Raw genomic sequence first — 11,855 nt, 5'->3', positions numbered from 1 at the left:
CTGGCTGGTAATTTGGGCTTATAGCCCTGGGGCAAACCACCCGTTAGACGGGTGGTTATGATTTGTATTTTTAGCTTAAGTTTGGGGAATCATCATAACTATTATAGTAGGCTAAATAAAGAATAGTTCATTTCGACTTCTAAAACATTGCTAGAAATTGATTTGACTCCCCTAATCAATTTGTTTATATCTTATTTCAATCCACTATATTTAACTTAAGTCAACATTTAAAATTAAAACTGACAAGTAGCTATATAAAAATTAGAGTATTATGAACAGAATATATCTTTTCTCCATTTTACTTAACTAATAAGTGTTGTATTTTATGATAGAAAAGTGTTTTCTTCAATGTCTATCTTGATTTTTTGAGTATCCTAAAAGGTTATGCTATACTAGAAATATGTTAGATTTGGAGAAATATGGTGTGACCATGTGGGAAGAGGACAAGATTCTTTCTTTCCGTCAAAAATTATTAGCCTGGTATGACGAAAACAAGCGTGATTTACCCTGGAGACGAAGCAAGAATCCTTATCATATCTGGGTATCTGAAATTATGTTGCAGCAGACTCGAGTTGATACCGTCATTCCCTATTATGAACGTTTTTTGGACTGGTTTCCGACTGTTGAAAGCTTAGCAAATGCAGCTGAGGAACGCTTATTAAAAGCTTGGGAAGGACTTGGCTATTATTCTCGTGTCCGCAATATGCAAACAGCTGCTCAACAGATTATGAGTGAATTTGAAGGCAAGTTTCCGTCAACTTATGCAGGTATTTCAAGCTTAAAAGGGATTGGTCCTTATACAGCTGGTGCAATTTCTAGTATTGCCTTTAACCTTCCACAGCCTGCAGTAGATGGCAATGTCATGCGTGTTTTGGCACGTTTGTTTGAAGTCAATCATGATATTGGAAATCCTAGCAATCGAAAAATATTTCAAGCGATGATGGAAGTTCTAATAGATCCTGATCGTCCAGGTGATTTCAATCAGGCTTTGATGGATTTAGGTTCAGATATTGAGGCTCCTGTTAATCCAAGACCTGAGGAGAGTCCTGTTAAGGAGTTCAGTGCTGCTTACCAACATGGGACCATGGATCGCTATCCCATTAAGGCTCCAAAGAAAAAGCCAGTTCCTATTTTTCTAAAGGCTCTTGTAGTGCAAAATAGTCAGGGTCAGTTTCTATTAGAAAAGAATGAGAGTGAAAAACTCTTGGCTGGTTTTTGGCATTTTCCCTTGATTGAAGTTGATGACTTCTCAGACCAGACTCAGGACTTGGACCTTTTTAGTCAAGTAGCGGAATCAATTTTACAGCTTGGACCATCTCCACAGGAGAGTTTTGAACAAGACTATGATTTAGAAGTTGATTGGAAAGATCTACGTTTTGAAGAGGTCAAGCATGTTTTTAGCCATCGTAAATGGCATATCCAGATAATTGCAGGGCGAGTTGCTGAGTCGCAGGAATACGCTGATAGAGAAGTCCTTTGGTTACGTCCAGAAGAATTTAGCAATTATCCCCTAGCCAAACCTCAACAAAAGATCTGGCAAGCCTACTTGAAAAGAAGCTGATAGTATCGGTCTTTCGTGTCTTCTTTACATTTTTTTGGTATAATGAGATAAGGAAAAAGGTGACTAAATGAAAAAAATACTAATTGTAGATGATGAAAAACCCATCTCAGATATTATAAAATTTAATATGACCAAGGAAGGTTATGAAGTTGTAACTGCTTTTAATGGTCGTGAAGCTCTTGAACAATTTGAAGCTGAGAAACCAGATATTATTATCTTGGATTTGATGCTTCCAGAGATTGATGGACTTGAAGTCGCAAAAACTATTCGTAAGACAAGTAGTGTTCCTATTATCATGCTTTCAGCAAAGGATAGCGAGTTTGATAAGGTTATTGGGCTTGAACTTGGAGCGGATGACTATGTAACCAAGCCATTTTCAAATCGTGAACTACAGGCCCGTGTTAAAGCTCTTCTCCGTCGTACAGATATTGTTTCAGTTGATAGCCAAGAATCTGAAACGAAATTACAAAGTCTGCAGATTGGTGATTTGGAGATTTTACCAGATGCCTACGTGGCTAAGAAATATGGTGAGGAGTTAGACCTAACCCACCGCGAATTTGAACTCTTGCATCATTTAGCTTCTCATCTTGGACAAGTTATTACTCGAGAACATCTTCTTGAAACTGTTTGGGGATATGACTATTTTGGAGATGTCCGTACAGTTGATGTAACCATTAGACGTTTGCGCGAGAAGATTGAAGATACACCAAGCAGACCCGAATACATCCTAACTCGTCGTGGAGTGGGATATTATATGAGAAATAATGATTGAAGTAATTAGACAAACAATTTTGACGAGCGACTTTATCTTTATCCTCATCTTAATTGGCTTTATTCTGTTAGTGTCTTTTCTCTTGCTTGAGAGTCGTCGTGATAATATTCGTTTGAGGCAGATCAATCAGAAAATAAAAGATTTGATTGATGGTGATTATTCTCAGGTTTTGGATATGCAGGGAAGTTCAGAGATTACCAATATCACCAACAATCTTAATGACTTATCTGAAGTCATTCGTCTGACTCAGGAAAATCTGGAACAAGAGAGTAAAAGGTTGCATAGTATCCTGTCCTACATGACAGACGGAGTGCTTGCAACCAATCGTCGTGGTCAGATTATCATGATCAATGATATGGCCAAGAGACAACTTGGAGTTGAAAGGGATGATGCTCTTAATCAAAATATCTTAGAGTTACTCAAGATTGAAGAAGAGTATGAGCTGAGAGAACTTATTACTCAGAGCCCTGAGTTGATGATTTATTCGCAGAATCTTAATGGCGAATATATCAGTTTGCGCGTTCGTTTTGCCTTGATTCGTAGAGAGTCTGGCTTTATCTCTGGTTTAGTAGCAGTTCTACATGATACGACTGAACAAGAGAAGGAAGAACGTGAGAGAAGGCTTTTCGTTTCGAACGTTAGTCATGAGTTGCGTACACCCTTGACCAGTGTAAAATCCTATCTTGAGGCCTTGGACGAAGGAGCGCTGACAGAACCGGTTGCTCCAGACTTTATCAAGGTTTCTTTGGATGAAACCAACCGTATGATGCGGATGGTGACGGACCTCTTGCATCTATCACGGATTGACAACGCAACTAGTCACTTAGATGTTGAATTGATTAACTTTACGGCCTTTATCACCTTTATCCTTAATCGTTTTGATAAAATGAAAAGTCAAGATGAGGAGAAGAAGTACGAGTTGGTGAGAGATTATCCGATTACTTCTGTTTGGATTGAGATTGATACGGATAAGATGACCCAGGTGATTGACAATATCCTGAATAACGCCATCAAATATTCACCAGATGGTGGAAAAATCACTGTAAGCATGAAGACTACAGATGATCAGATGATTTTATCAATTTCGGACCAAGGGCTTGGGATTCCTAAAGAAGATTTACCGAAGATTTTTGACCGTTTTTACAGGGTTGATAAGGCTAGAAGTCGTGCCCAAGGTGGAACAGGACTAGGATTAGCTATTGCTAAGGAAATCATCAAGCAACATAAGGGCTTTATCTGGGCTAAGAGTGAATATGGCAAGGGATCTACTTTTACCATCGTACTTCCATACGATAAAGATGCCGTCAAAGAAGAGATTTGGGAGGATGAACTAGAAGACTAGAATGAGTGATATCGGTTTTAAATACAGTATTTTAGCATCGGGTTCCAGTGGAAATTCATTTTACTTGGAAACACCAAAAAAGAAAATTTTAGTAGATGCGGGACTATCTGGCAAAAAAATTACAAGCCTATTGAGTGAAATCAATCGTAAACCAGAGGATTTGGATGCTATCTTGATAACCCATGAGCATTCAGACCATATCCACGGCGTGGGCGTTCTGGCTCGTAAGTACGGCATGGATCTTTACGCCAATGAGGAAACTTGGCAGGCTATGGAAAATAGTAAGTATCTTGGTAAGGTTGACTCGTCGCAAAAGCATATTTTCGAGATGGGAAAAACCAAAACCTTTGGCGACATCGATATTGAGAGCTTTGGTGTGAGTCATGATGCAGTCGCTCCCCAGTTTTATCGTTTTATGAAGGATGATAAGAGCTTTGTCATGCTGACGGATACAGGCTATGTTAGTGATCGTATGGCTGGCATTGTCGAGAATGCAGATGGCTATCTGATCGAGTCAAATCATGATGTGGAAATCCTGCGAGCAGGATCCTACGCATGGCGACTCAAACAACGCATCCTGTCTGATCTTGGACATCTCTCAAATGAGGATGGAGCAGACGCTATGATTCGCACTCTAGGAAATCGTACCAAGAAGATTTACCTAGGCCATTTGTCTAAGGAAAATAATATCAAGGAGCTAGCCCACATGACCATGGTCAATCAGTTAGCTCAGGCAGATCTGGGGGTAGGAGTAGACTTTCAAGTTTACGATACTTCACCAGACACCGCAACACCATTGACTGAGATATAAAAAAGAAGGCCTATGCCTTCTTTTTTATAGACTATTTTACAACCCAGCAAATTCTTTGATTTCTTGAGCTGACATTGAAGAGTCACAACGGACATTGATTTGTCCATTTTTAACATGAACAAAGCCTGGTACAGTTGGGATTTCATAGCGTGAGCGGAAGTCTTGTAAAGCTTCAAGTTGGCTTGGTTCTTCACTATTGATGAAGTAGATATGTGCATTTGTTTCAGCTACCACACCTGCTAATGTACCTGCAAATTTACGGCAGTAAGGGCAAGTTTTGCGGCCGATAAAGAAAGTTGCTGTTTCTTGATTGTCGAGCGCTTCTTGAGCACGCGCAACTGTTGTCACTTCAAGATCTTTGATGTTTTCTAAAAATTGTTCCATGAGAATACCTCGCTTTTTTTGATAAGACTAGTATGCCATAAAAATGCTAAAAATGCTTAGTTTTGATACGAAAAAAAGATGAGATTGGTTGGTCTCATCTTTTATAGGACTTTATTTTACAAAAGCATTGATTTCTGCTTCGATGTTAGCAATCTTAGCTTGTGATTCTTCGTTGGTTTCACCTACAACTGCAATGTAGAACTTGATTTTTGGTTCTGTGCCTGAAGGGCGAACGGCAATCCATGAACCGTCAGCAAGTGTGTATTTCAACACATCACTTGGAGGAGTTGTTAAGTTTGTAACAGTACCGTCAGCGGCAGTAGAAGTTTGAGCCTTGAAGTCTTCTACGACAGTGATAGCTGTTGTGTTCCATTCTTTTGGAGCATTGTTACGGAATTTAGCCATAATAGCTTTGATTTGTTCGGCACCATCGACACCTGAAAGGGTAACAGAGATTGTCTTTTCAGCGTAGTAACCATATTCTTTGTAGATTTCTTCGATACCGTCAGCAAGAGTCAAACCACGAGAACGGTAGTAAGCAGCAAGTTCAGCAACGACAAGGACAGCTTGGATAGCATCTTTGTCACGCACGAATGGTTTAATCAAGTAACCGAAACTTTCTTCAAATCCCATCATGTAAGTGTGATTGTGTTTTTCTTCGAATTCTTGGATTTTTTCAGCGATGAATTTGAAACCAGTCAGGACGTTGAACATAGTTGCGCCGTAGCTTTCAGCAATCTTCGTTACCAAGTCAGTTGATACGATAGATTTGCAAAGGGCTGCATTTTCTGGAAGAGTTCCAGCGTTTTTGTGGGCTTCCAAGATGTATTTAGCCATGATAGCACCGATTTGGTTACCTGAAAGGTTAAGATAGCTACCGTCTTTTTGAAGGACTTCAACACCAACACGGTCAGCGTCAGGGTCAGTTGCAACAAGCACATCAGCGCCTACTTGGCGACCAAGTTCTTCTGCAAGTGCAAAGGCTGCTTGGCTTTCTGGGTTTGGAGATTTAACAGTTGAGAAGTCTGGGTCTGGAGTTGCTTGAGCTTCTACGACTTGAACAGAGTCAAATCCTGCTTGGGCAAGAGCACGACGAGCCAACATTTCACCAGTACCATGAAGTGGTGTGTAGACAATCTTCATGTCTTTACCAAATTCTTCAATCAAGGCTGGGTTGATGTTTACGTCTTTGACTTCTTTGAGGTATTCTACATCGACAGCTTCGCCGATAACTTCAATCAAGCCAGAAGCTTTTTCAGCTTCCACATCAGCAACCTCAACTGCAAATGGATTTTCGATTGCACGGATATAAGTAGTCAAAGCGTCCGCGTCGTGTGGAGGCATTTGTCCACCGTCTTCACCGTAAACCTTGTAACCGTTAAATGGAGCAGGGTTATGGCTAGCTGTGATCATGATACCTGCGAAACAGTTGAGGTGACGAACGGCAAATGAAAGTTCTGGAGTTGGACGAAGGCTTTCAAATACGTAAGATTTGATGCCGTGTTTAGCAAGAACTGCCGCAGATTCAAAGGCAAACTCAGGTGAGAAGTGACGGCTATCGTAGGCAATTGCTACACCGCGTTCTTTTTCGTTTCCACCTTTTGACTCAATCAAACGAGCCAATCCCTCAGTAGCTTGACGAACAACGTAGATGTTGATGCGATTTGTACCAGCGCCAATCAAGCCACGCATACCTGCAGTACCAAATTCAAGATTTGTATAGAAGGCATCTTCCTTAGTTTTTTCGTCCATATTTTCCAAATCTTGACGAAGGTAGTCTGGAAGCTCCGCAAAATCAACCCATTTCTGGTAATTCTCTTGGTAAGACATTAAAATTCTCCTTTTTATAAATTGTTCTAACCGTTCACATTATAGCACTTTTTAGCGTTTTAGTAAAACGGTAGCATAATTTTCAGAAAAGTAGTGACATATGCCTGTTTATCGAGTCTTGAATGCCTTAGGGAAACATGCTATACTACTTGTATGATTATTTTACAAGCTAATAAAATTGAACGTTCTTTTGCAGGAGAGGTTCTTTTTGATAATATAAACCTACAAGTGGATGAAAGAGACCGAATTGCCCTCGTTGGAAAAAATGGTGCAGGAAAGTCTACATTACTCAAGATATTGGTTGGAGAAGAGGAGCCAACCACTGGTGAAATCAATAAGAAAAAAGATATTTCCCTCTCTTATCTCGCACAGGATAGTCTCTTTGAGTCTGAAAACACTATTTACGATGAAATGCTACATGTATTTGATGACTTGCGTCGTACTGAAAGACAACTTCGACAGATGGAGTTGGAAATGGGGGAAAAGACTGGTGCAGAATTAGACAAACTTATGTCTGACTATGATCGCCTATCAGAAAATTTCCGTCAGGTTGGAGGATTTACCTATGAAGCCGATATTCGCTCTATCTTAAATGGTTTCAAGTTTGACGAATCTATGTGGCAGATGCGAATCGCTGAGCTTTCCGGTGGTCAAAATACCCGTCTAGCGCTAGCCAAAATGCTTCTTGAAAAGCCTAATCTCTTGGTCTTGGACGAGCCGACTAACCACCTAGATATTGAAACTATTGCCTGGTTAGAAAACTATTTGGTCAACTACAGTGGTGCCTTGATTATCGTCAGCCATGACCGTTATTTCCTCGATAAGGTTGCGACCATAACACTCGACTTAACCAAACATTCTTTAGATAGATATGTAGGAAACTACTCAAGTTTTGTGGAGCAGAAGGAACAGAAGCTCGCAACTGAAGCCAAAAACTACGAAAAGCAGCAGAAGGAAATTGCTGCCTTAGAAGACTTTGTTAACCGAAATCTTGTTCGAGCATCGACAACCAAACGAGCCCAATCTCGACGCAAACAATTAGAAAAAATGGAGCGTTTGGACAAGCCTGAAGCTGGGAAAAAGTCAGCTAATATGACCTTCCATTCTGATAGGGTATCTGGTAATGTCGTTTTGACAGTTGAAAATGCTGCTATTGGCTATGATGGTGAAATCTTATCAGAGCCAATCAACCTTGATCTTCGTAAGATGAATGCCATTGCTATAGTTGGTCCTAACGGTATTGGAAAATCAACCTTTATAAAATCCATTGTGGACCAGATTCCCTTTATCAAGGGTGAGAAGCGCTTTGGTGCTAATGTTGAGGTTGGTTACTATGACCAGACTCAGAGTAAACTGACACCGAGCAATACAGTCTTAGACGAACTCTGGAATGATTTCAAGCTGACTCCTGAACTAGAAATTCGTAATCGTCTAGGTGCCTTCCTATTCTCAGGTGATGATGTTAAAAAATCAGTTGGCATGCTTTCAGGTGGAGAGAAAGCTCGTTTGCTTTTGGCTAAATTGTCTATGGAAAACAACAACTTTCTGATCCTTGACGAGCCGACCAACCACTTGGATATTGATAGCAAGGAAGTGCTAGAAAATGCCTTGATTGACTTCGATGGAACTCTTCTATTCGTCAGCCACGACCGTTACTTTATCAATCGTGTGGCCACTCATGTGTTGGAATTATCTGAGAACGGGTCAACCCTTTATCTAGGTGATTATGACTATTATGTTGATAAAAAAGCAGAGCTAGCAGCTAGCCAAGCGGAAGAAGCGGCAGCTGTTAGCCAAGAAAATGAGGTTTCTCCAGTTAATGACTACCAAGCTCAAAAGGAAAGTCAAAAAGAACTTCGTAAGTTAATGAGACAAATTGAAAGTCTTGAGACAGAAATCGAAGAACTGGAAACTCAAGCCCAAGCTATCTCTGAACAAATGCATACCACCAATGATGCAGATGAACTCATGCAATTACAAGCAGAACTGGATAAAATTAGCCAGCGTCAAGAAGAAGCAATGCTAGAGTGGGAAGAATTATCGGAGCAGGTGTAAGATGGAAAATCTTGGAAAAGTTTTTCGTGAATTTCGAATCAGTAAAAATTACTCTCTAAAAGAAGCTGCAGGAGAGGCCTGTTCGACCTCCCAATTATCCCGCTTTGAATTGGGGGAGTCGGATCTGGCTGCATCTCGTTTCTTTGAAATATTAGATAATATTCACGTGACGATTGAGAATTTTATGGATAAGACTAGAAATTTTCAACATCATGAGCATGTCGGCTTGATGGCTCAGATTATTCCACTTTACTACTCAAATGATATTGAAGGTTTTCAAAAACTTCAAGAAGAACAACTTGAAAAGGCTAAGAGTTCAACAAAACCCCTCTATTTTGAGCTGAACTGGATTTTGTTACAAGGTCTGATTTGTCAAAGAGATGCTAGCTTCACTATGAAGCAAGGTGATCTGGATAAGGTGGCAGATTATCTTTTCCAAACAGATGAATGGACCATGTATGAGTTGATCCTCTTTGGCAATCTCTATAGCTTTTATGATGTGGACTATGTTGCTCGACTTGGTAGAGAAGTGATGGAGAGGGAGGATTTCTACAAAGAAATTGGACGCCATCGAAAACTGGTCTTGATTTTAGCCCTTAATTGTTACCAGCATTGTTTAGAACATCTTGCTTTTGAAAATGCCAGCTACTTTGAAGCGTATATAGTGAAGATCATAGGTAAGAGCATCAAACTCTATGAGCGTAATGTTTTCCACTTTCTTAAAGGCTTTTCCCTTTATCAGAAGGGCCAAAAAGAAGAAGGCTGTAGCCAAATGCAAGAGGCCATGCGTATTTTTGTCCTACTAGGTCTTCCAGAGCAGGTAGCCTACTATCAGGAACATTATGATAAATTTGTAAAAGATTAATTTTCCCAAATATGGGAAAAATGAGAAACTCCTCCAAGTTTTGATACAATAGTTTCAAAATTTGAGAGGAGTTTTTATGAATCGATACGCAGTACAGTTAATTAGTCGTGGAGCTATAAACAAGATAGGAAATATGCTCTATGATTATGGAAATAGTGTTTGGTTGGCATCGATGGGAACGATTGGGCAAACCGTTCTAGGGATTTATCAGATTTCTGAACTCGTTACATCCATTCTAGTTAATCCTTTTGGTGGAGTGATTTCAGACCGTTTTTCTCGTCGCAAGATTTTGATGACAACAGACTTGGTATGTGGGATTCTTTGTCTGGCCATTTCTTTTATCAGAAATGATAACTGGATGATTGGAGCTTTGATCTTTGCTAATATTGTTCAAGCCATTGCCTTTGCATTTTCTCGAACTGCCAATAAAGCTATTATCACAGAAGTTGTAGAAAAAGACGAGATAGTGACCTACAATTCACGCTTAGAGTTAGTTTTGCAGGTTGTAGGTGTTAGCTCTCCTGTGCTTTCTTTTCTTGTTTTACAATTTGCTAGTCTTCATATGACGCTCTTACTAGATGCTCTGACTTTTTTCATTGCTTTTGCTCTAGTCGCTTTACTTCCAAAAGAAGAACCAAAGGTTCAAGAGCAGAAGAGTTTCACCGGGAAAGATATTTTTGCAGATATCAAAGATGGCTTGCACTATATCAGGCATCAAAAAGAAATTTTCTTTCTCTTGTTAGTGGCTTCCAGCGTTAATTTCTTTTTTGCGGCCTTTGAATTTTTACTCCCTTTTTCAAATAAACTCTATGGTGTTGAAGGAGCCTATGCGACTATCTTAACCATGGGTGCAATTGGCTCAATAATTGGAGCACTGATAGCAAATAAATTTAAATCGAGTATGAATACACTTTTGTTCTTATTGATCCTCACAGGAGTAGGAGTTTTCATGATGGGCTTACCACTGCCTAATTTTCTTACTTTTTCCGGAAACCTAGTTTGTGAATTATTTATGACAGTTTTTAATATTCACTTCTTTACTCAGGTACAGACTAAAGTTGACGGAGACTATCTGGGGAGGGTATTGAGTACCATTTTTACACTGGCAATTCTCTTTATGCCGATTGCAAAAGGGTTAATGACCTTTCTACCAAGCGTTCATTTAGGTTCCTTTTTAATTATCGGTCTTGGAGTTATTTTACTTTCGTTGATATCGATAGTATATATTCAAAGACAGAAGAAGGATTCGAGTGAGCAAAACCAAAATTGAAGATGAAATTGAATAAATTAATTGTCTAACTTTTTGGGGTCAGTACACTTGAAGTCTTGATATTATGCGTTTTTTAATTTTAAAGACTTTTTAACTATTTTCTACGATTTGTTAAATTTATCAAGGTAAAAAAATGCTACAAGACAGTAGCCCTCCTGAAGTTTCTATCTTATTTTTAATACTAATTGAGTTATAAAAGGGCATGCTCAAATTACACCTCATCTGTATACAATAAAATGGACCAGGTGATAATTTTAGGGAATTGACCGATTACAATAGTATAGATCCGTAAATGCCATCTGCTTCAGTCTTTTTTTCTGTTAATGTAGTATAATAAAGGGTGTAGGGATTCTATTTTTTAATAGGATTTTTCCAAGTTAAGATTAGTCATTTTATGGAGTTAAAAGCTAGCTCAGAGGTGATAAAGTTGACTGAATTTAAGAGCTTATGAAAAATTGCGGGGAAGTATTGACCAACTCGCTCGTTTTACGGATAAATCTTTTGATCTTGTCCTTTGCCATAATGTTTTAGAATATATAGGTCCTAATGACCGAAAAGACTATATTCTGGAGTTCAAAAGAATTTTAAAAGATGATGGCTTGATTTCAATTATCAAGTATAATCAAGTTGGAAAAGTTCTACAAAGTGTTATTTTTGCTAATGATATCAATCAAGCATTTAGCTTACTCAATGGTGAAAACTTTGAGAGCCTATCTTTTGCAAGTGGTTCTACTTATACGATAGAGGAATTATTAGCTTTGTCTGGTCTTAAATTAGAAAACTATTTGGGGATTCGAACATTTTACAGTCTACAACCAAATGAATTTAAGAGTAAAGAAAACTGGTTAGAAGAAATGACAAAGATTGAACTTGCAGTATGTGATTTAAAACCTTATAAAGATATTAGACTTCCTGCGAAACTAGAATCCTAGTTCACGGTTGATAATGCCAGCAATCAAATTCAT

General features: G+C 39.0%; 10 protein-coding genes. 8 read left to right on the top strand and 2 right to left on the bottom strand.

Translation table 11 applies throughout. The features are described 5' to 3' along the window. The first annotated feature begins 400 nt into the window (after positions 1–400). The 4 genes from mutY to ADF68_RS01360 all read left to right on the top strand — a co-directional run bounded on the left by mutY (position 401) and on the right by ADF68_RS01360 (position 4,486). Positions 401–1,561, top strand: coding sequence for an A/G-specific adenine glycosylase (gene mutY / locus ADF68_RS01375; protein ID WP_049548321.1), 1,161 nt, complete (start codon positions 401–403; stop codon positions 1,559–1,561). A gap of 67 nt (positions 1,562–1,628) precedes the next feature. After that, a complete protein-coding gene (gene yycF / locus ADF68_RS01370) occupies positions 1,629–2,333 on the top strand; it encodes a response regulator YycF (protein WP_049548320.1) in 705 nt (234 codons plus the stop codon). Beyond that, entirely contained in the window at positions 2,326–3,675 is a 1,350-nt protein-coding gene (gene vicK / locus ADF68_RS01365) for a cell wall metabolism sensor histidine kinase VicK (protein WP_049548319.1), read from the top strand. The genes yycF and vicK overlap by 8 nt, the downstream gene beginning before the upstream one ends. Position 3,676: 1 nt before the next feature. After that, on the top strand, positions 3,677–4,486 hold the full coding sequence (locus tag ADF68_RS01360; protein ID WP_049548318.1) for an MBL fold metallo-hydrolase: 810 nt from the start codon (positions 3,677–3,679) through the stop codon (positions 4,484–4,486). 36 nt (positions 4,487–4,522) lie between these two features. Here ADF68_RS01360 and ADF68_RS01355 read toward each other — a convergent pair whose 3' ends face one another. Together ADF68_RS01355 and ADF68_RS01350 are read right to left on the bottom strand one after the other, a co-directional pair. Beyond that, positions 4,523–4,870, bottom strand: coding sequence for a thiol reductase thioredoxin (locus ADF68_RS01355; protein WP_049548317.1), 348 nt, complete (start codon positions 4,868–4,870; stop codon positions 4,523–4,525). Positions 4,871–4,981: 111 nt separating this feature from the next. Then, positions 4,982–6,700, bottom strand: a complete 1,719-nt coding sequence (locus tag ADF68_RS01350; RefSeq protein ID WP_049548316.1) for a phospho-sugar mutase — start codon at positions 6,698–6,700, stop codon at positions 4,982–4,984. 153 nt (positions 6,701–6,853) lie between these two features. Between ADF68_RS01350 and ADF68_RS01345 the strand changes: the two genes are divergently transcribed. The 4 genes from ADF68_RS01345 to ADF68_RS01330 all read left to right on the top strand — a co-directional run bounded on the left by ADF68_RS01345 (position 6,854) and on the right by ADF68_RS01330 (position 11,822). Beyond that, positions 6,854–8,755 carry an ABC-F family ATP-binding cassette domain-containing protein gene (locus ADF68_RS01345; protein ID WP_049548315.1) on the top strand — a complete coding sequence of 634 codons (1,902 nt, stop codon included), beginning with the start codon at positions 6,854–6,856 and terminating at the stop codon, positions 8,753–8,755. A gap of 1 nt (position 8,756) precedes the next feature. Then, the gene (locus ADF68_RS01340) at positions 8,757–9,620 is read left to right on the top strand and encodes an XRE/MutR family transcriptional regulator (protein WP_049548314.1); all 864 of its coding nucleotides are present in this window, start codon (positions 8,757–8,759) and stop codon (positions 9,618–9,620) included. Positions 9,621–9,696: 76 nt separating this feature from the next. Continuing rightward, positions 9,697–10,890, top strand: a complete 1,194-nt coding sequence (locus ADF68_RS01335; RefSeq protein WP_049548313.1) for an MFS transporter — start codon at positions 9,697–9,699, stop codon at positions 10,888–10,890. 455 nt (positions 10,891–11,345) lie between these two features. After that, complete coding sequence (locus tag ADF68_RS01330; RefSeq protein ID WP_053090644.1) at positions 11,346–11,822, top strand: class I SAM-dependent methyltransferase; 477 nt, start codon at positions 11,346–11,348, stop codon at positions 11,820–11,822. Positions 11,823–11,855: the final 33 nt, after the last annotated feature.

This window comes from Streptococcus pseudopneumoniae (assembly GCF_001068775.1).
In the GTDB taxonomy this organism is placed as follows: domain Bacteria; phylum Bacillota; class Bacilli; order Lactobacillales; family Streptococcaceae; genus Streptococcus; species Streptococcus pseudopneumoniae_N.
Note: the sequence above shows the minus strand (reverse complement) of the source record. Positions and strands in the feature narration are given on the sequence as shown.